Annotated in this window: 19 protein-coding genes and 1 riboswitch; of the genes, 5 read left to right on the top strand and 14 right to left on the bottom strand. The window is 46.2% G+C overall.

The features are described 5' to 3' along the window. Window positions 1-2 precede the first annotated feature (2 nt). From liaF to F0220_RS09115, 5 genes are all read right to left on the bottom strand, one after another. Window positions 3-1,031: a cell wall-active antibiotics response protein LiaF gene (gene liaF, locus F0220_RS09135; protein WP_047842275.1), complete on the bottom strand. Its 1,029-nt coding sequence runs from the start codon at window positions 1,029-1,031 to the stop codon at window positions 3-5. A 198-nt stretch (window positions 1,032-1,229) separates the two neighbouring features. Continuing rightward, window positions 1,230-1,445: a hypothetical protein gene (locus tag F0220_RS09130; RefSeq protein WP_091014696.1), complete on the bottom strand. Its 216-nt coding sequence runs from the start codon at window positions 1,443-1,445 to the stop codon at window positions 1,230-1,232. 111 nt (window positions 1,446-1,556) lie between these two features. Beyond that, complete coding sequence (locus tag F0220_RS09125) at window positions 1,557-2,096, bottom strand: 3D domain-containing protein (protein WP_081595013.1); 540 nt, start codon at window positions 2,094-2,096, stop codon at window positions 1,557-1,559. Between the two features lie 428 nt (window positions 2,097-2,524). Next, window positions 2,525-4,462, bottom strand: a complete 1,938-nt coding sequence (thrS, locus tag F0220_RS09120; protein WP_091014697.1) for a threonine--tRNA ligase — start codon at window positions 4,460-4,462, stop codon at window positions 2,525-2,527. A gap of 414 nt (window positions 4,463-4,876) precedes the next feature. Continuing rightward, complete coding sequence (locus tag F0220_RS09115) at window positions 4,877-5,821, bottom strand: putative sporulation protein YtxC (protein WP_146118047.1); 945 nt, start codon at window positions 5,819-5,821, stop codon at window positions 4,877-4,879. A gap of 180 nt (window positions 5,822-6,001) precedes the next feature. Between F0220_RS09115 and F0220_RS09110 the strand changes: the two genes are divergently transcribed. The 4 genes from F0220_RS09110 (at window position 6,002) to F0220_RS09095 (ending at window position 9,455) form a co-directional block, all read left to right on the top strand. After that, the gene (locus tag F0220_RS09110; RefSeq protein ID WP_091014699.1) at window positions 6,002-6,406 is read left to right on the top strand and encodes a hypothetical protein; all 405 of its coding nucleotides are present in this window, start codon (window positions 6,002-6,004) and stop codon (window positions 6,404-6,406) included. A 293-nt stretch (window positions 6,407-6,699) separates the two neighbouring features. Continuing rightward, window positions 6,700-7,194: a cation:proton antiporter regulatory subunit gene (locus tag F0220_RS09105; RefSeq protein WP_036610059.1), complete on the top strand. Its 495-nt coding sequence runs from the start codon at window positions 6,700-6,702 to the stop codon at window positions 7,192-7,194. A 4-nt stretch (window positions 7,195-7,198) separates the two neighbouring features. Then, on the top strand, window positions 7,199-8,437 hold the full coding sequence (locus tag F0220_RS09100; RefSeq protein ID WP_091014701.1) for a cation:proton antiporter: 1,239 nt from the start codon (window positions 7,199-7,201) through the stop codon (window positions 8,435-8,437). Between the two features lie 112 nt (window positions 8,438-8,549). Then, window positions 8,550-9,455: a YitT family protein gene (locus F0220_RS09095; RefSeq protein WP_105598003.1), complete on the top strand. Its 906-nt coding sequence runs from the start codon at window positions 8,550-8,552 to the stop codon at window positions 9,453-9,455. An 83-nt stretch (window positions 9,456-9,538) separates the two neighbouring features. Here F0220_RS09095 and F0220_RS09090 read toward each other — a convergent pair whose 3' ends face one another. The 6 genes from F0220_RS09090 to metA all read right to left on the bottom strand — a co-directional run bounded on the left by F0220_RS09090 (window position 9,539) and on the right by metA (window position 16,435). Then, entirely contained in the window at window positions 9,539-10,552 is a 1,014-nt protein-coding gene (locus tag F0220_RS09090; RefSeq protein ID WP_105598002.1) for a zinc-binding alcohol dehydrogenase family protein, read from the bottom strand. Beyond that, window positions 10,549-11,526: an aldo/keto reductase gene (locus F0220_RS09085; RefSeq protein ID WP_105598001.1), complete on the bottom strand. Its 978-nt coding sequence runs from the start codon at window positions 11,524-11,526 to the stop codon at window positions 10,549-10,551. The genes F0220_RS09090 and F0220_RS09085 overlap by 4 nt, the downstream gene beginning before the upstream one ends. A 232-nt stretch (window positions 11,527-11,758) precedes the next feature. Then, a complete protein-coding gene (gene mqnC, locus F0220_RS09080) occupies window positions 11,759-12,895 on the bottom strand; it encodes a cyclic dehypoxanthinyl futalosine synthase (RefSeq protein WP_105598448.1) in 1,137 nt (378 codons plus the stop codon). A gap of 241 nt (window positions 12,896-13,136) precedes the next feature. Then, on the bottom strand, window positions 13,137-14,309 hold the full coding sequence (locus F0220_RS09075; protein WP_105598000.1) for a trans-sulfuration enzyme family protein: 1,173 nt from the start codon (window positions 14,307-14,309) through the stop codon (window positions 13,137-13,139). Then, window positions 14,306-15,493 (bottom strand): PLP-dependent transferase, encoded by a 1,188-nt coding sequence (locus F0220_RS09070; RefSeq protein ID WP_105597999.1) that lies wholly within the window; start codon window positions 15,491-15,493, stop codon window positions 14,306-14,308. Before F0220_RS09070 ends, F0220_RS09075 begins: the two co-directional genes overlap by 4 nt. A gap of 24 nt (window positions 15,494-15,517) precedes the next feature. Next, window positions 15,518-16,435 carry a homoserine O-acetyltransferase MetA gene (gene metA, locus F0220_RS09065; RefSeq protein WP_036610071.1) on the bottom strand — a complete coding sequence of 306 codons (918 nt, stop codon included), beginning with the start codon at window positions 16,433-16,435 and terminating at the stop codon, window positions 15,518-15,520. Between the two features lie 236 nt (window positions 16,436-16,671). Continuing rightward, a riboswitch (SAM riboswitch) is annotated at window positions 16,672-16,795 on the bottom strand. A 451-nt stretch (window positions 16,796-17,246) separates the two neighbouring features. Here metA and corA point away from each other — a divergent pair. Further along, window positions 17,247-18,182 (top strand): magnesium/cobalt transporter CorA, encoded by a 936-nt coding sequence (corA, locus tag F0220_RS09060; RefSeq protein ID WP_062833460.1) that lies wholly within the window; start codon window positions 17,247-17,249, stop codon window positions 18,180-18,182. A gap of 71 nt (window positions 18,183-18,253) precedes the next feature. On the opposite strand, the gene F0220_RS09055 is transcribed toward corA, so the two are convergent. The 3 genes from F0220_RS09055 to F0220_RS09045 all read right to left on the bottom strand — a co-directional run bounded on the left by F0220_RS09055 (window position 18,254) and on the right by F0220_RS09045 (window position 21,069). Continuing rightward, window positions 18,254-19,255, bottom strand: a complete 1,002-nt coding sequence (locus F0220_RS09055) for an HRDC domain-containing protein (RefSeq protein ID WP_047844208.1) — start codon at window positions 19,253-19,255, stop codon at window positions 18,254-18,256. A 176-nt stretch (window positions 19,256-19,431) separates the two neighbouring features. Beyond that, window positions 19,432-20,310 (bottom strand): ROK family protein, encoded by an 879-nt coding sequence (locus F0220_RS09050; protein ID WP_047842269.1) that lies wholly within the window; start codon window positions 20,308-20,310, stop codon window positions 19,432-19,434. A 72-nt stretch (window positions 20,311-20,382) separates the two neighbouring features. Then, window positions 20,383-21,069: an MOSC domain-containing protein gene (locus F0220_RS09045; protein ID WP_149846482.1), complete on the bottom strand. Its 687-nt coding sequence runs from the start codon at window positions 21,067-21,069 to the stop codon at window positions 20,383-20,385. Window positions 21,070-21,071 lie beyond the last annotated feature (2 nt).

Raw genomic sequence — 21,071 nt, 5'->3', positions numbered from 1 at the left:
CGTTAACCCACCTTATTCACTTTGACGTCTCCGATAAACACACTTACAATAATCCGTACCTTTTTGCTCGCTTCATGGTAATGGGCAGTTTCAGCCTGGGCACTACTCAGGAATCCGCCACGTTTCTGGTTCAACAGTGACATATCTCCAATGAAGGAATTTGTCGTCACCGTCACACCCAGATCCATATCTTCTGGAACAAATACTTTCACATCCCCAATAAATGAAGAAATAACAATCTTTGTCTCACCGTATGGAATCTGTGCTTTGGTCAAATCAATTACGGTATCTCCGATAAAAGCCGAAATGTTCATTGGTTTTAACGAGAAAACTTCCTGCCCCATGTACAGATCCCCGATGAACGCCGATTTGTTAATGGTATTGCCATTGCCATAATCCCCATAACCATTTCCGTAGCCATCATCATAATGTTCTCCATATCCGGTATCATTAGAGTTATACGATTGATGTTTCTTCTTATATTGATGCCCTTGTGATGATGAATCCGTTGATCCTGTGAAATGAGGGCCATGTGCATCGTTCTTCTGTTCCTGTTTTGGTTTGCCAAATGTTTTCTCGAACTGTTCGTCAAACGATGACGGCATCTCCAGATCCTCCGGAGCCAACGGTTTATAAGGTTGCTCAGGTGCTGGAGGTGGCTGCATCTTGTCATGATGTTTCCGATCACGACGTCGTGGCCCAATCAGTACAAACAATCCTCCGCCAATCAGCATAACCGGGATCAGATAACGAATGAACTCTCCCATGGAGTAATCAATCCATCCCAGGTTACGGGCAAGAAAGTAACCACCAATCGCCAGTACAATTACGGGTCCAATAAAGGCGTAACCCCCGTTGCGACGAATCTCGGAGATTCCTTTGACCCCCCACCAGATTAGAAATAACGGCCAATATGTTCTGAAAATATATCCTACATCAATGTCATATCCCAATTGTCTGAACAAGATCATCGCACCAATAGCAATAAGAGGTATGCCAACCCACCAGCGGTCACGCGTCGATCGTTTCATCACCCATGTCTCCTTTGTCTGTATTATGTATCCAGTGTAACTCAGACAAGACAATGAGAACAGCGGCGGCAGGTGGAATTCATCTCGGTCTCGAGACTGAGATGGGAGGATATTAATGTAAAAAACTTCGCATATGTAAAACACCCCGGAGCTGGTGCTCCAGGGTGCTGAATCATCATTTGATTAATGAATCTTCAATTATTTTTTGTATTTTGATGCTTTGCCTTGACCTTGGCCAGTTTGGCCTGTGTTTTCTACACCGAACTCGGCATTGTATTTTTCATCAGGTGTTTGGAAATTATCTTGTACTTTGTTTTGAGCGGATTGCTTCACTTTTGCTGCTGCATTCTCTTCTCCAAACTCTGCATTGTACTTCTCGTTTGGCGTTTGGAACCCTTGTGATTTTTTAGCCACAACGAATCACCTCTCTCTTCATATTTACGATGCATTGCTGCACCGCGGGGTTCGTCCCCAGTCAGTATTATGTGGAGAGAGCACTTCAGTTATTCATTTGACCATGTGAAATTAAATGGCCTTGTCCAACCACGAATCCGGTACGGATTTGTACACGTCGATTGCATCGGCCAACTCGCTGAGCATCTTTTCTGTACACTTTCCAGCGCCTTGCCTGATCACCTGTACCTCCACATCCTTTTTGCCCCACTCTTTGTACACTTGCTTGGTTGTCGGGAAATACAGATCGATTTTATTGCCTTTGATCGCCGAACCCGTATCTGCAACAATTCCGTAACCATAGCCCGGAATGTACAGAATGGAACCCATCGGGAACAATTTTGGATCAGCTGCAATCGTGGAAACTGTTTCTTTATCACGACGTACTTTTACACCAGAATACGTAATTCCGTATTGAGGATGTTTTGGTCCTTTTCCTGTAGACTCTACACCTGCCGTATATCCCGTTGCTGTAACCTTTTGTGTACCCAGGATTTGTTCTGACCGCGGAGCAAGCACCGGCATAGACGGATCTGCCACTTGTTTCTCTGGAAGCTCAGGTCTTGGAATGACCATTGGTTGTGGTGACCACAATAAAGCCATATACACCATGGTTGTCAGCTGGGCCTCATCGCTGTATTGATGGCTGATCTGTTCTGGAAATTTTTGATCAGACTTGTTCGAAGTTTCAATAATCGGGACTTCACTGCCGCTGCTCTGACTCTCGACATGCAGTACTGTACTTTCCTCTTCAAATGTATAGGCATCCGCCTGATTCAGGTTAATCATCATCCCGGCGAACATCGCACAGCCAACCAATAAACCCCGTATATGTTTCTTTTGAATTGAGAATTGCTTTTTCATTGTATAACCTCCCCCTCACTGCAAAGGTTTTCCAAAAAGCAATTAATCTATACTTTTTACTGCAAACACTACGAAAAAACGCCTGAATAACATAGGTCAATCCCATGTTATCCAGGCGTTATGCAGAGTGATCAGCACAATTTATGCACTGGTTATCTAATAGATCATTTGTTCATTTATACCAAACGTGTTGCAATTTCTTCTTTCAGTTGAGCGATAATTTCATCGACCGGTTTCATGCCCAGATCGCCTTCTCCACGCTTACGTACGGATACTGCTTCTGCATTACGCTCATTCTCACCGACAACAAACATATAAGGCATTTTCTCAAGCTGCGCCTCACGGATTTTATATCCAAGCTTCTCATTCCGCAGATCGGCTTCAGCAGAGATTCCCGCACGTTTCAGCTTCGCTTCCACTTCACGTGCATAATCGTCGAAGTTTCCGGATACCGGGATCACTTTTGCCTGTACCGGAGACAACCACAATGGGAAAGCTCCTGCAAAGTTCTCCAGCAAGAATGCTGTGAAACGTTCCATTGTACTAATTACACCGCGGTGAATAACAACCGGACGATGTTTCTGTCCGTCATCTCCCACATATTCAAGTTCAAAGCGCTCAGGCAACAGGAAGTCCAGTTGAACTGTAGACAATGTCTCTTCTTTGCCCAGGGCTGTTTTGATCTGAACATCCAGTTTCGGACCGTAGAACGCCGCTTCACCTTCAGCTTCATAGAAAGGAAGGTCAAGTTCTTCCACAACTTCACGCAGCATGCGTTGGGACATCTCCCACATCTCGTCGTTCTGGAAGTATTTCTCGGTATCCTTCGGATCGCGATAGGACAAACGGAAACGGTATTCGTTAATACCGAAATCCTTGTACACGGTTTGAATCAACTCGATAACACGAGCGAACTCTTCTTTGATCTGATCCGGGCGTGCAAAAATGTGTGAGTCGTTCAGTGTCATTGCACGTACGCGGTGCAGACCTGTTAATGCCCCCGACATTTCATAACGGTGCATCATACCAAGCTCTGCAATACGGATTGGCAGATCACGGTAGCTGTGCATGCTGGACTTGTACACCATCATATGGTGAGGACAGTTCATTGGACGGAGAACGAGTTCCTCGTTATCCATAACCATTTTTGGGAACATATCTTCCTGGTAATGCTCCCAGTGGCCAGATGTTTTGTACAATTCCACATTACCCAGAACCGGTGTGTATACATGCTGGTATCCCAGGCTTTCTTCCAGATCCACAATATAACGCTCCAGAGTACGGCGCAGCTTCGCACCGTTAGGCAACCAGATTGGCAGGCCTTGACCGACCAGTTGGGAGAATGTGAACATTTCCAGCTCTTTACCTAACTTACGGTGATCCCTTTTGCGAGCTTCTTCGAGGAAGTGCAGATGCTCGTCCAGCTGTGCTTTTTTCACAAAAGCCGTACCATAGATACGTTGAAGCATTTTGTTTTTGCTATCTCCACGCCAGTAAGCACCCGCTACATTCATCAGTTTGAACACTTTGATTTTGCTAGTTGATGGTACGTGAGGACCACGACACAAGTCGAAGAATTCACCTTGCTCATAAATCGTAATCACGCTGTCCGCTGGCAAATCACGAATCAACTCAAGTTTGTAAGGATCGCCCACTTCTTCGAACGTTTTGATCGCGTCCTCGCGGCTAACTTCCTTACGTACAATTGGCAAGTTCTCATTCACAATACGTTCCATTTCCTTCTCGATCTTTTGCAGATCTTCAGGATTGAGCGCATGTTCGAGGTCCATATCATAGTAGAAACCATCTTCAATGACAGGGCCGATACCGAGGCGTACCTCTTTGTTACCATATAAACGTTTCACTGCTTGAGCCATCAAGTGAGCTGTACTATGACGCATCACTTCAAGTCCTTCTGGTGAATCCAGAGTTACGATCTCCACCAATGCTCCCTCATGAAGTGTTGTTGACAAGTCCACCACGATACCATCCAACTTGCCGGCTACGGCATTTTTGCGCAATCCGCTGCTAATTGAAGCGGCTACGTCCTCAATCGTGCTGCCATCCGCGTACTCACGTACCGAACCATCCGGTAATTTAATGTTCACTGCCATTTGTCTCATTCCTCCTGTTAATGTAACCTTCGTGTCCAGATATTTATGGACTGATTATCTATTGCTATTCCAGTCATTTTGCAAAGGAACGCAAAAAACACCCGTCCCGGCAAAGGGACGAGTGATATATACTCGTGGTTCCACCCTAATTCAGCTGATTCATCCATATTCGGAAATACAGCCCTCATTGGCATGACGATAACGGGCATGACCCGGCAGATCCTTACTCGCGGATAATCCCAATAAAGGCGATATTCTAACTCCACTTTCAAAATTGCAGCTACAAAGGGGTAAACCATACGTGATATCCGGAGGAAATTTCAGCCTTGGTTCCTCTCTCTGCACCGATCTTGCGTGTGGTTGTTGTCTTTGTCAACGCTTTTGGTTCAATGGTTCACATAAAAAATTCATGGATCAACAGTTATTATAATTGCCGAGATCACTTGCGTCAAGACCTGTCAACAATCCTGAGCGCAGCACTTCGCATTCCGGGCAATGATGACATATTTGCACTTTGTCTTCAAAGATCTGGCATATGGTAGAGATGATTGGCAGATCCGGGGTGCTTGTATGGAGCATGACCTTCTCAGGAGAGATGGAGATGAGTGTACTTACAATCATATCTTCGATATCCATCTCCAGTTCCAGACCCGGCATTTCAACAACAACCTGTTCATCCTTTTGCACGGGTAACAGATTAAGTCCAGCATCCAGCACCTGAAATTCATGCATTCCCTTGTGTACAAGATGAACCAGAGGTACTTTGGCTTCTTGAAAAAACACAAAATATTTTAACAGTCCCATAAACTCTTCATACTGCCGATCCATCCAAAATTCATCCAGCGCATACTCCACTAACTCCTGAAGTTCCTGCTTATATGGCCGTATACGGAAATTGATAATGCCTTCAAGGTGAAAAAAGTGAACATCCTCCAGATCCTGTCGTAGTCCACTGGCTAACGTAGTACGGCGGCGCTCCCGAAGTCCGGGCTGATCCAGATCACCATTTAATAGAAGTGGCATGCAGATTCGATTGACCTTTTCCACTTCATGCTCATCCATGACAGAACACGCCTTGGCGATCATATCCTCCACCATGCTCCGTTCTTGTGTCTCCATAATGAAGTCGGCGAGTCCAAGGGAGAGCAGATCACTGATCCGGGGAAGCCATTGCTGGAAGTCTTCGTGATTCTCATTCCCTCTGCACACCCAGGTTGCTCTTCCATCATTATGTTTGAAGGTGAGCCGAAATCCTCTTTTACTTATATGTAAACCTTTGGTTTTTTCCTTGACACAACGATAAAATTGATCCGCTTCATCTTGCCCCGATACATCGGTCCATACAGCAAACAGTTCCACAAGAATCACTCCTTTCCTTCCTGTTCAAAGTATATGGCAAGGCCGATGGGGATATACGAAGCGGATTGATGGAAAGCGTGTCATGATTTCTCAGTATATTATGATGAGGTTTGGAGTTAAGACAAAAATGTGTTATTATTTTAATAACAGTATGTTTCACGGGAAAGGAGGGAAGCCAAAATGAGACAACAACCTAGAATACTCCACTACACTATCATTATCATTTTGTGCGTTTTCCAAGCCTTGTGCTTCCCTATTCCAATGCAGACCGAATCTGCCGTTGGGGTGTCTGTAGAAGCAACTTCCAACAAGGAAGTGCTGTTGCAAATACCCGAATCCCAGCAGAAATCTGTCATTCGCAAATACCCACAAGTCATGTCCAAGCTGATTGCGGTTACGCATAATAAGCCTGTCTTTCTTGTCCTCGCATTGTTATTGATGCTGCGAATCCCTACAACGGGTCTGTCCTTTAAACCGTGGTATTGTCTGTTTAAACGCAAATTATTTCTGCTACCTATTAAGTTTACCAGCATGTATGTATCCCTCACCCCTATAGCACCTAAGTACGTGAACGCTCTTCACTAGCCGTTGCGACGTATTTACGGGTTGCTTTTGCATGGAGACACCTCTGTATTTAAAGACGGTGTGCTTGTGCATAACTTATAACCCTTTTAGCAACGTTAGATAAACCCATGTTTATAACAGTACCTATTTTTGTTGTACCCACACCGACAAATTCAAATCATATGGCTGTGTCAGGAATTTCTGGCTCTGTTTACCCGCATCTTTTGATGTTCCCTTGAGCAGCAGATTAATCATTTTCGGGAAATAAGCCTGTCTTCTGTGGCCAGCCCCTAATTATAAGGAGGCAACAATCCATGGATGTACGCGAAACAGACTTGCCGGGAATCGGCAAAAAATTTCAGATTGAAACAAGCAGCGGTGATAAAATTGTCATTATTATTCACGATGACGGTCGCCGGGAAATGTACCACTTCGAGTATGATGATCCCGATCAAAGCATCTCGATGATCACACTTGACGATTACGAAGCACGACAGATTGCTGCTATTGTTGGCGGATTAACTTACAAACCAAAGCAGCTTGAAAATATTGAAGTAACGTTTGACGACCTGATTATCGAGTGGTACAAAATCGAACCCTCCTTCGGAAGTATCGGTAAATCCATCGGTGAATTGGACGTACGTCAAAACTCTGGGGCAACGGTTATCGCCGTTGTAGAGAAAAATCACAAAAAACATATCAGCCCAGGTCCGGAGGTAGTTATCAGTGCAGAATCCACGGTGGTAGCCGTTGGCGAACGCAATCAGCAGAAACTGTTTAAATCCCTCCTCCTGACTGGAAGGGGGTAAATAGATGGATCATTTGATATTCGAAGTAGGTCTGGCCCTTGTTCTCATTGCAGCAGCCGGCCTTTTATCGGCAAAACTAAGATTTTCGGTCGTTCCATTTTATATTCTGATCGGGATGGCCGTGGGGCCACATGCCATGAAAATCTGGCATCTGGACTTCCGTTTTATTGAGAGTCAGCCTTTTATTGAATTTATGGGTCGGATCGGTATCCTGTTCCTTCTCTTCTACCTTGGACTTGAATTCTCGGTAGGTCGTTTAATTAAATCGGGTCGCTCTATTGCAGTTGGCGGCTCGATCTACATCGGCATTAACTTTACGCTGGGATTAATATTCGGTTTTGTGTCCGGTTTCCCAGTTGCAGAAGCACTTATTATCGCAGGTATAACTACTATCTCTTCCAGTGCCATTGTGGCCAAGGTACTCGTTGATTTGAAACGAACGGCCAATCCGGAAACAGAGATGATATTGGGTATTATTATGTTCGAAGATGTATTCCTCGCTGTATATATCTCGATCTTGTCCGGACTTGTGCTTAGTGATTCATCCTCCATCGGAGGCGTCATCATGTCTGCACTTATTGCCCTCGGATTCATGCTTATCGTGATTATCCTTGGACGCAAAGCAACACCGCTACTAAACAAATTGCTTAAAATTCGCTCGAATGAGCTATTCTCTCTCGTTGTATTCGGAGCCTTGTTCCTGGTAGCTGGTTTCTCTGAAACTATTCATGTTGCCGAAGCGATTGGTGCATTACTGGTTGGTCTGGTGCTTGCTGAAACAGAACATGCAAAACGGATTGAGCACTTGATTCTACCGTTCCGTGACTTCTTCGGAGCAATCTTCTTCTTCAGCTTTGGATTGTCCATTGATCCGTTGTCCTTGGGTGGCGAAGCCGTATGGTTAGCTCTGATTGCAGTTGTTATTACATTGTTCGGTAACTTCCTGGCGGGTATGCTGGCCGGGCGCAGTGCAGGACTATCACCCAAAGCATCGGCCAATATCGGATTAACCATTGTGTCACGGGGTGAGTTTTCCATCATCTTGGCCAACATGGGTAAAGCCGGAGGACTGTTGCCAATGATTCAGCCATTTGCCGCGCTGTATGTCCTAATTCTGGCCATTCTGGGTCCTTTATTAACCAAAGAGTCCAAACATGTATTCCGTTTATTGGATAAAATATTCAAGTTCAAAGATCCTCGGAAAAAGAAAGAAGAACCTAAGGTTCTGCAGAAAGAAGGATAACTCCTATGTCTGTACAGAACAGACATACTAACGTACTTCGCGGCTCTACGCCGATCTTTCTGTGACTAACCCAGGGAGAATGGCTCGAAAGCCGCACTAAGGAGGATGACCTATGAAAGCACCTCTGATATCGGCTAATCCGGTGCCAAACACCGCCAAGACCAGGATATCGTCTACCCGCCGCTGGTTAAACCTGTTTCTCGTTATTGCGGGCGGAATTCTGGCCTCCGTGGGACTTGAATTGTTCTTACACCCCAATAAAATTATTATTGGAGGCATTACAGGCATTTCCTCACTCTTCGCCCACTGGACCGAAATGAGGATTGGTTTGTTCCTATTTTTATTCAATGTTCCGTTTATATTTCTGTCTTACAAGATTGTGCAGAAGAAATTTGTACTGGTTACTGTTCTGGGTCTGGTTGTCTTTTCGATCGGTGCCATTGTGCTTCATCCCATGCCGCCACTTGTAGAGCATCCGCTGGCTGCCGCCATGTTTGGCGGATTATGCCTCGGACTCGGAATTGGACTCGTCGTGCGGTATGGCGGGACACTGGATACGCTGGAAATCGGTGATCCGTCTTCCCGCCCACCTGAACGTGTATTTAGCGGAAAACGGATGCTTATCGAAAAAATAATCATGCTGCTTAACTTGTTGATACTGACAGCCGCTGGTGTTGTCTTTGGCTGGGACCAAGCGATGTATTCCGTAATCGCCTACCTTATTGCTTATGAAATGGTGTACATTGCGTTCAGGGGCTTCTCTTCCAAACGCAAAGTATGCATTTTGACCACACAAAGCTCTCAAGTTGAAAAAGCTGTACGCAAACGGCTGCGCCGTGAACCTAGAACGCTGAAAGCCACTTCTGAATCAACACAACTCGCGATGGCGGAAGGATGGATCAGGCAAATCCCGGGTGCACTTTATTATGAGGTACATGTGCTGGAGATGATCTGGTTGAAGTCCATTGTGCGTCACATTGATCCACATGCGGGTATTGTGACAAATCCGGAAAAATAAAAAAACGCTCTCTTCCCCTATGGATGGATGGTATTGTCCACCAAGGTCAGAGAGCGTTTTTTTGTTATCCGATTTACTTGTGTTTATAGTTCAACGATGGCTTTGACTACATGTGAATCTGGCAATAGCCATTGGTCTATTGCAGTAGGTAACTCATCAAATTCCACGCGGTGTGTGATATATCCATCCATACTTAATTTCTTTTGACGCAAGATTGACAGGACCTGTTCAAAATCTTCACGGGTTGCGTTTCGACTGCCCAGGATGCTCATCTCCCGCTTGTGAAACTCAGGATCATGAAAGGTAATATCCGCTTTCACCAGTCCAACAAAAATGAGTTGACCACTATGCGCAACATATTGAATGGCCTCATTCATGGAATTCACGTTACCGGTTGCATCGAAGACAGCCGTAGCATAGTCACCTCCCGTGATTTCAGCCACTTGTTGTACAGAATGTTCATTAGCCTGAACCAAGTCATCCGCTCCAGCCCAAGTCCGGCTAAGCTCCAGCCTGTCCAGATTACGATCAACGGCAATAACACGTGCCCCCGCCTGTTTGGCAAATGCCATCACGCCAAGTCCAATGGGGCCAGCTCCAATCACAACCACATGCTCACCAGGCTTGATTCCTGCTCTTCTGACGGCATGGGCTCCAATGCTTAATGGTTCTACCATTGCCGTTTCATCCAGCGTCAAACCTTCTGCTGAGAGCAGATGTGAGACAGGAACACTGATTTTTTCTCTCATGCCTCCGTCTACGTGCACACCCATGACTTGCATGGACGCACAACAATTGGTTTTTCCACTGCGACATGCAATACAGTGCCCGCAGTGCAGATACGGAATAATACTTACCTGATCCCCAGGCTTTAATCCTGCCTCGTTCGGACCGATTTCTTCAATAACAGCCGCCAGTTCATGACCCAGAACACGAGGATAGGTAAAGAAAGGTTGGTTGCCTTTGTACGCATGCAGATCCGTTCCACAGATCCCAATCCGCCGAATGGCAACCAACGCCTCTCCTTCTGCTCGTTCCGGTTGAGGCAGGTCCTGGAGTTTCAATTGATCTATTTCTTCACATACAATGGCTCTCATCGTTGTTCCCCCTTGGATGCTTCTGCTGACGTGTTGCTTGGCTTCGTATTATATTCAGGTCGTCCGCTTGACCACGTCTCGTTATGCAATGGGGCCAGAATGCGCAGCACTTCATCCAGCAAGCTCTGATCGATCGGTTCCTCTACCCAGGCTGCATTATTGAGGATATTGCGCTGGCTGGCACTGCTCACCAGTGTTGTTGGAATTCGTTCATTCGACGTAGAGAATTGCACGGCCAGCTTGGCAATGTCACTGCCTTGTTCTGCACAGAAGCGGGCAGCCTTCAAGCAGAGCTGTTTCACCCGATCATCTGCCGGATGCCAGGCAGGAGCCCCTCGGGTACTCAACAAGCCCATAGAAAGAGGTGAAGCATTGACGAGGCCAATTTCTTTTTTTTCCAACAGGGGCAATAACGATAATAATGAGGTATCATTCAATGAATAATGACAATACGAGATGATCGCATCTGCATCGATCTGTGGCAGAACCTTCTCGAACAACGGTAAGGGTAATCCACAAATGCCCGCATGTCGTATAACTCCCTGCTCTTTCAGACGCAGCAACGTTGGAAAAGCTACTTCGATAATAATCTCTGCTGGCACAAATTCAATATCATGCAGGAACAGAATGTCGATATAGTCTGTATGCAGTCGATCCAGGCTCTCTTGCACACTATTCAGAATTCGCTGACGTGAGAAATCAAACTCATTTTCCCCATACCGTCCGGCTTTGGTTGATAACATATATGAACTGCGCGGCAAGCTGCGAATGGCCTCACCCAACACTGTCTCCGCCTTTGTCAGCCCGTAGTAAGGCGAAACGTCTATGTAATTCATCCCTGCATCTACGGCCGCATGTACAGTGCGAATCCCTTCGTCCCGGTCAATGTCACGAAATACAGAACCGAGTGAGGATGCTCCAAAGCTCAATACAGGTACGTCCAGTTCCGTCTTGCCAAGTATTCTTCTCTTCATCGGTTTAACCCCTTCCAGCGTGTCTGACTACACAAGTTCCCTTTCATTGTAACAGTTCAATTTCAATATAAAATATCGCCAATTGCGTAACATGTACTGTTTGATGACCTCGAACCGCAGAAAGAAATCAAAAAGCCCGCCGTCTCTCCAAACGGAGTAGTCAGCGGGCTTGGCTTCATAAATACTTATCTAACGATCAGCATTTATGGGAGTAGTATTCAAATAATCAGGATTAGTTCTGCATTACGAAATCTTCATGTACGGCATTCTCTTCATCGAACATACGCACGATGTCATATCGGGTATTACGTTGTGCCGGGATATAACCGGACTCCCGAATTAAACGCAGAATCGATTCGATGTTAACTTTGTAAGTTGCACCAGCAGCAGATACAACGTTCTCTTCAATCATCGTGCTACCGAAGTCATTACAGCCAAATTCAAGCGACTTCTTACCGATCTCAGGACCCATCGTTACCCAAGAGGATTGCATGTTCTTGATATTATCCAGCACCAGTCGGCTAATAGCTACAGTCTTCAAGTACTCTTCCGGAGTCTGACGCTCCAGCTTAAGGTTGGTATTGTCTGGCTGGAAAGTCCAAGGAATGAATGCCAAGAAACCTTCGGAGTCATACTTGTTCGCAATACATTCATCCTGAGCCTCACGTACACGGAGCAAGTGTAATGCACGCTCTTCCATCGATTCACCAAGTCCGATAACCATCGTTGCCGTGGTGTTCATACCGATGCGGTGTGCAGTTTGCATAACGTCCATCCAATCCCGCCAAGAACCTTTCAAACGGCTGATCTTCCGACGTGTGCGGTCATCCAGAATTTCAGCGCCGCCGCCAGGCAAGGAATCCAGTCCAGCTTCGTGAATGGCACGAACAACTTCTTCCAATGTAAGGCCATCGGATACTTCAACCATTTTCATAATCTCCGCTGGGGAGAAAGAGTGCATCGTGATGTTTGGGAAACGCTCTTTGATGGCTTTCAACAGGTCTGTATAATAGCTGAAAGGCAAGTTTGGATTCGTTCCACCTTGCATCAAAATTTCGGTACCATTCACATCTTCAGTTTCCTGAATCTTCTGGAAAATCACTTCGTCCGGAAGCACATAACCTTCATCCGAACCAGGTCTGCGGTAGAAAGCACAAAAACGGCAGTACACATCACACACGTTTGTGTAGTTGACGTTACGCCCAATTACAAATGTTCTGTATGGTTCAGGGTGCATGCGTTTCATAATGACATTAGCAGCTGCCCCGATTTTGTCCACTTCATTGGATTCAAATAGCTGAATCGTGTCTTCCAAGTCCAAACGTTCGCCCCGAAGGGCTTTATCTAAGATACGGTCTACCGTACTCATCGTAAAAAAGCCTCCCTCATGAAGAGAAATTATATAACGATCCGTCCCAACTTGTTCAAGAGAAGCAAGTTCTGGTGGCAACATCGTATTTCTGTACTCCACATATCGTAACACAGGTTACATGTGAAAAAAAGCACCTTATGTACAGGTGCTTTAAAAATAAGTAAAAATTTTTACATATGGAAAAGAATTAGTTCGAGATTAAGTGATACGCATCGGCGTATTCGGGCATCCACTTTTGTTAGGATTCCTGAAGTGCTTGTTCCAAATCTACAATCAGATCTTCGATATCTTCCAGACCTACCGAGAAGCGCAGCAACCCATCTGTAATGCCACGGTCACGGCGAACGTCAGCCGGCATTGCCGCATGAGACATCATCGCTGGGTAGGAAAGAATACTCTCCACAGCTCCCAGGCTTACTGCAACAATGGGGAGCTTCACCCGGTTAAGAACTGCTTTTGCACGATCGCCTGAACCGACGTCAAATGAAACGACAGCTCCATATCCTGTGGACTGGCGCTCATGTGCCTCACGGCCCGGATGATCCTCCAGTCCAGGATAAAAGACAGCGGTAATATCACTGCGCTGATTAAGCCATGCCGCCAGTTTGGCTGTGCTCCGTTCACTATGAGCCATGCGAGCCCCTAAGGTTTTCATACCGCGCATCAGAAGCCAGGATTCTTGTGCCCCGAGTACAGTTCCAAGTCCATTTTGCAACTGTTTCAGTTGTACACCAAGTGATTCCGTGCGAGCAACCGCTAACCCTGCCAGTACATCACTGTGACCTCCGAGAAACTTCGTAGCACTATGTACGACGATGTCCACACCAAGCTCAATTGGACGCTGATAGTACGGTGTCATAAAGGTGTTGTCCAGAATCGTGATCAGGTCATGTTCCTTCGACCAGTCAGTTACAGCAGCGATATCCGTAATTCGCAGTGTAGGGTTGGACGGTGTCTCCATATAAACTGCCTTGGTGTTTGGTTTGAGTGCCGCTTTTACTTCATCTATATTGGTCATGTCTACAAAGGTTGTCTCGATCTGCATACGGCTTAATATGGAAGTAAGCAAACGATACGTACCTCCATATACATCTTCCGTTACAATCATGTGGTCCCCTGCGGAGAACATCATGAACACGCTTGAGATCGCAGCCATCCCTGAAGAATAGGCAAAACCTCGTGCCCCGCCCTCCAGCAATGTGATGTAATCTTCCAAAGCCTGACGTGTCGGATTACCCGAACGACTGTAATCATGTTGAGGCGGATTGAAGATATCAAAATGATGGAATGTTGATGCTTGGTAGATCGGTACACTCGATGCTCCAGTCGTTTTGTCAATTTCATCGCCAAAATGGAGCAACTTGGTATCAAATTTTAACTCGGAATTGGGTTTGTTGTTGGACTCACTCATGAGTGCACGCCTCCTTCCACTTCCTGTTGTGCAACTGTCAGAGCATTGCCGAGATCTGCAATCAGATCATCTGCATGTTCAATGCCTACGGAGAACCGGAGCAGACGGTCATCCACACCTACGGCTTCACGAATTTCAAGCGGAATATCTGCATGAGTCTGTACTGCGGGATAAGTCATGAGTGATTCAACTCCGCCGAGACTTTCGGCAAAAGCAATGAGTTTGATATGACGCAGCAACGGTTCAACATAACGTGCATCCTTCACTTTGAAAGAGAAGATACCTGTGTTACCGGTGGATTGTTTATTCTGTATTTCATACCCCGGATGATCGGATAGGCCTGGATGATACACTTCAACCACCGCTGGGTGCTCAAGCAAGTATTTAGCAATAGTAAGTGCATTGTGCTCATGACGCTCCATGCGAAGAGCCAGCGTTTTCATCCCTTTCATCAACTGGTAGGAGTCACTTGGAGACAATACCGCTCCAATGGAATTATGCAAGAACGCCATCTCTGCAGATAACGCTTCACCTTTGGTAATAATTAGTCCAGCGAGCACATCATTGTGTCCACCCAGATATTTGGTAGCGCTATGAATGATGATATCGGCACCCAGTTCAATCGGACGTTGGAAAAATGGAGTCAACAACGTGTTGTCAACAATGGTCAACAGGTTGTAACTTTTCGCCCAGGAAGCAACGGCTTCCACATCGGTGATCATCATCAGTGGATTGGTTGGTGTCTCAATAAATACCGCTTTGGTATTCGGCTGACGAACCTTCTCCAGTGCTGCAAGGTCATTCGTGTCCACATAACTTGCAGTTACGCCGAAACGGGACAGAATACGTTCCAGCAGACGATAGGTTCCACCATACAGATCCAGCGATACAATCAGATGATCCCCTTGACCAAACATGGCAAAAATCGTTTGCAGCGCGGCCATTCCCGAGCTACAGGCAAACCCTGCATCACCGGACTCCAGCGCTGCAGCGGCTTCTTCCAATACTTTACGGGTTGGATTAGTCGTACGAATATAATCAAACCCCGTGCTTTGTCCAAGCTTCGGGTGGCGAAACGCAGTGGATTGATAGATCGGAAAGTTAATGGCGCCTGTTACCGGTTCATTGATGGACCCAATTTGTGCTAAGCGGCTTTCGATTTTCAACTTGTTGTTGTCTTCCATTGCTGCATCCTCCTGTAATCTCGATTAGATTTGCGGACCAATATCATAAGGTGTTTCTTGATACACATAGTAATTGAGCCAGTTAGAGAATAATAAGTTGGCATGAGCGCGCCAAGTAGCCGGTGGCACACGGGAAGGGTCGTCATTCGGATAATAATGTCTAGGCAATGCGATATCCAACCCTTTGGCTGCATCCCGGTCATACTCCCACTTTAATGAGAACGGGTCATACTCGGCATGTCCTGTGGCAAAAATCTGTTTGCCGTCTTTGGTAGCAACCAGGAAGATCCCCGCTTCCTCGGATTCAGCCAAAATCTCTAAATTCTCATTCTTTTCAATATCTTCGCGTCTCACTTCCGTATGACGGGAATGTGGAACGTTGAATACTTCATCGAATCCACGCAACAACGGAACATGTGGTTTATTAATGGTATGTGGGAAAACGCCAAAACACTTTTCATCAAGTGCAACCTTGGGTACGTCAAAATGATGGTATAAACCTGCCTGGGAAGCCCAACATATGTGGAGGGTTGAAGTCACATTGGTTTTGGTCCATTCGAAGATCTCCTGGATTTCATTCCAATAGTTCACGTCTTCGAAATCCATCTGTTCCACCGGGGCACCCGTAATAATCATTCCATCGAAACGGCGGTGCTCAATCTCATCGAAGGTTTTATAGAACAGATCCAAATACTCCTGAGACGTATTCTTCGACGTATGGGATTTGGGATGTACGAGAACGACATCCACCTGAATAGGCGTGTTTCCCACCAGACGAAGCAATTGTGTTTCGGTCGTTTCCTTTGTGGGCATCAGGTTTAATATAGCGATACGGAGTGGACGAATATCCTGCTGATATGCAGAAGTTTCATCCATGACGAAGATATTCTCTCCTTCAAGTACTTCTTTTGCTGGTAGAGTATCAGGTATTTTGATTGGCATAGTAAATCTAACTCCTCCTTGTGCATAGATAGATGCAGCCACCCCTGGCTTGATGTCTTCACATCAATACAGTTATAGACTGCCTTGAGCTTGTAAAAACATTGAATTGTTCTTTCATCCAACGTTACAAACAACCTCAAGTTCCTTAGCGAAAATCACTGCTGAGAAGTCGGGGCATATGACAAAGACCTTCCTCGGATTTCGAGAAAGGTCATATGTAAAATAGATATGCGCCTCTCTCATCTCTCAGTTACAACAGTGCCACTTGACACTTAGTCGCTGCAAGAATTAGCACCGTGCGGTATACCGCCGGTTGCCGGGTTTCATCGGGCCAGTCCCTCCACCTACTCTTGATAAGATTTCGCTGTATTAGATTGTAATTTAATATGGTTCACCGTCTACTTTATTACATTAATGCCCTCACGTCAAGATGCAGTTCGATGTCTGCTTCCCAGATCGGAACCGTTCATCATCCGTTGTCATACACTGCCTCAGGGCGCGAAATAGACACATTTTTGCGCTTGAAAGCACCTTGTACCAGCGGTATACTAAACAAGGTGTTATAAACCCTTATGTGAGAGGTGACATATTAAATGGATGGCGACCCGAGGCCTGACTGGCAGCCGAATTCCGACAAACTGCATAGAGAATTGACATCAGCATGCCGGCAGCGGGACGTGACTTCCGTTTGATTTTATAGTGAACGCAGCCCTGATCTCCAGGCTCCGCTGCCGACCGGCTGATTTGTTCTTTTTGCGCCCATAATGATAATATCCGCCAAGTTGGCGGGTGCAGAAGGAGTAGATTAACGATGAAAATCCGGTTGGTAAACAACGGTGTATTTATTCCGGTGGACGACATTCAGCAGGCGCTGACTCCACCAGCGGAAGGATTTTACTGGATTGATGCAGACGTAGACGATTTGGCGGTACTTCAGCCGCTGTTCTTGATGCATGATCTGGCTGTGGAAGACTGTCTTAGTGACGAAGAACAACGTCCGAAGATTGAAATTTATGAGAACCATTATTTTATTGTGATTAATAGCATCCGTTTCGATGATGAAGAGATATTTCTACGTGCGGTGAACTTATTCCTCGGCAGACATTTCATTATTAGTGTTACCAAGCAAAAGGTCAGCGAATTGCGCACACTGAAACCCATCCTGTGGGAACAGGAAATCAGCACACCGGATCGTCTGCTGTATTTGCTGGTTGACTTGATTGTTGATAATTATTTCACCGTAGGTGACCGAATTGAAGCACGGATCGAGAAGCTTGAGGAAGACATTCTGATGCACACCAAAAAGTCACATCTGAATGAAATCATCGGGCTGCGCAGTGAGATTCTGTGGCTGAAAAAAGTCCTTGGACCTCAGAAAGAGGTCATCAACACCCTGAACAAAAAAGATCTGCGTCTCATCGATGATCAACTGCAAAAGTATTTCAGTGACATCTATGAGAATGCTGTAAAAATATCTGAAACCTTTGAGACTTATCGCGACCTGATGGGCAACTTGCGAGAAGCCTACCAATCCAGTATTGCGAACCGGGCGAATGAGATCATGCGTGTATTTACCGCCATTACCACGGTCTTCATGCCGCTGACGGTCATTACCGGTATATACGGCATGAACTTTACGAATATGCCAGAGCTTAACTGGAAATACAGCTATTTTGTTGTAATTGGCCTGATGGTTACACTGGGCCTGAGCATGTTCTTCATTTTCCGCAAGAAAGACTGGGTATGAACTCGTATGAAATGAAAAAAGACGAAGCGCTCCTCCGGGAGAAACGCCTCGTCTTTTTTCATTTCTGATCATTAACCAACATTCTTCTCTGTCTCTGCGTGCCGACGGAAGCGAATTCGAATCATGCGCAGTCTTTCATAGACCTGCTCCAGACTTCCTCCATCGGGTTTCTCTCCTCCATACACCTTATGTAATACTGGCTTCAGGAACGTATCTCCCAGCTCCTCATACGCACTCCATACGGCCTCTTGTTCGTTCTCTGGCATCACTGCCAGCTCCACATCAAGAAGACAATCGGTGTCATAACCTTCGTGATCCAGTGCCTCTAACAGCTCAACCAACTCACGTCGGGATAATCCGGATCGATTAACAATCTCCTCTAACGTATACCCTTCCTTCATGCCTTCAAGCACCTGCTTACGCGTGGTGAACTTATCAAGTTCCTGCTTATACTTCTGCTCTCTCTGCTTGTATAACCAACTCTCATACTCTTCCTCCTTCAGCGCCGTGTATACCCAGTCCAGCGGGAATGTCGTTGAACGCTCCAACCCGTTTGTAATCTCCATCCATTCCGTACCATACTCAGTTGCTTTGCTCTCTCCTACGCCCGGCAGTTGCATCAGTTCATCCAGCGATTGCGGAACAAAGGCACTGATCAAACGCAGCAAACGATTTGTTGCAATAAAATACGGTGCCTTCCGGTCAGACACAGCTCTCTTCCTGCGCCATGTGCACAGATCCGTATATAATTGCTCATTGCCGTATAACTCACTGTAACAATGGAGCCGCTGTCCACCATAACTGCGTGACTTCAGATCATCATTCTCATGAAATAACCCCTGCAACTGCGGTCGGTACCCCTCACTCATCTGTATGGCAAGCTGATGACGGTAAATATGAAGCAGCTCCTCCCAAGAAGTCCCTTCATACCAGATGCTGTCCTCACGCTCTCCTTCCTCGTAGCGACTCCATCCCAGCTGCCAACTATCTTCCTCTTCCCCAATCCATAACTGTGCATACTCTGCATTCTGATCCGACATTCTGGACAATCTGTTCATGAAAATGACTTCCATTTTCGTTCCCTCCCTTTGAATATTCAGCTTATACGAGTTAGAGATACTACCTATAGGCAGCAAAAAAAAACACCCCTCCTGCAAAATCCATGCAAGAGAGGTGCTTCCTCATTAACCGTACTATGCTGTTGCCCATATCATACCACAATGGTAAAATTCGTCAATCCCTTAATGACCTACTTATTCAATGCCAACTTGGCAAGCGCCAGCGAACCACACAGCCCTGCATTGTCGCCAAGTCCTGGTGAAACAACATACTGGTCAATGTCGGATTGAAGTGCCGGATGCTGAACGTATCCAGCCAGCAACTCCTGCAGTTTGCTACGCACCATCGGGAACAGGTGCTCCTGCTTCATTACTCCGCCACCCATGACGATTTTCTGCGGAGAAAGAATGAGAACATAATTCATCAGTGCATGTGCCAGGTAATGTGCTTCGATCTCCCAAGCTTTATGATCTGCAGGCAGTTCATAAGCCGGTTGCTCCCAACGTTTGTTAATGGCCGGTCCTGCTGCAAGGCCTTCGAGGCAGTCACCATGATACGGACAGAAACCCTCGTATGTATCCTCCGGATGTCTGCGTACAATGATATGTCCCATCTCTGGATGTGACAATCCATGGACCATTTTACCGCCAACCACAGCACCTGCACCAATACCTGTACCCACAGTGATATACAGACAGCTCTCAAGGCCTTGTGCAGCGCCCCAGGTTGCTTCTCCAAGTGCCGCACCATTCACATCCGTATCAAATGTCATCGGCACATCAAAATGCTCCTTGAGCTTGCCTATCACGTTATACTGTCCCCAATGTGGTTTAGGTGTTGTTGTGATATATCCATATGTTGGGCTTCCTTCAATCGGATCAATCGGACCAAATGAACCTACGCCCAGAGCTTCAATGCCTTTGCCTTCAAAAAACGAAATCACTTGAGCCATGGTCTCTTCCGGTGTTGTTGTTGGAAAACTTACGCGTTCCAAAACTTCTCCGTTTTCTGTGCCAATACCACATACAAATTTGGTTCCGCCTGCTTCAATTGCGCCTAAGATCGTCATGTTAGTCACACTCCCAAGTTAGTTTAAAAAGGAATTCGAATTGCTTTACTTGATGACACTATAATTACCCTGCTACTTGTTCTCCAGCTTGGACAATCGTTTCATTAACGTTTGCCTCCAGCTGTCTGACAGCGCAGGAATGGCCAGCAACGCCTGAATACCTTCGACATTTTCTTTCCCCTGATGCATGATTCGATTGGCTTCAAGAACCGTCATTGAGGCTGGACCGGTGCTGTTCCGTCGAAATATCGATGAAGGCCCTACCTCACCTTCTTGCAGTACACGAAAGTAAAAGCCGGTATATCCACTCTCCTGAAAATAAACAGGCAGGTCCTTAAAGTCATACCTTGCACCCAGCTTGAAGCAAGGTTGTCTGGGCTGACTGACCTGCACTGTAGCTTCGCCCAACTCGTACACATCACCAATCCGGACGTCTTCTTCGGCACAGCCTTGAACTGTCAGATTTTCTCCACAAGCTCCCCAATCCAGCGTGCGATCCATCAGTTGTTCCAGCGCCGGATAACGACTGTAATCGTATACACAAACGGCTTTGTCAGGCCCACCATGATGCACCAGATCCGCCTGCGCATCCCCTGTCATTCCAGTGAATGACAGGAAAACCGCGCCGGATACAGGATGTTTCACAATGCCGCTCAGCACCTCACGCTTCTGCCCAGGGAGCGGCTGCGGCAGTCCTACATTAATGGCCAGAACAGCTGTATTGTCCTCCCCTGGCTTTCGATCCGATGTGAGTGTCATTT

Origin of the sequence: Paenibacillus sp. 37 (assembly GCF_008386395.1) — a bacterium.
In the GTDB taxonomy this organism is placed as follows: domain Bacteria; phylum Bacillota; class Bacilli; order Paenibacillales; family Paenibacillaceae; genus Paenibacillus; species Paenibacillus amylolyticus_B.
Note: the sequence above shows the minus strand (reverse complement) of the source record. Positions and strands in the feature narration are given on the sequence as shown.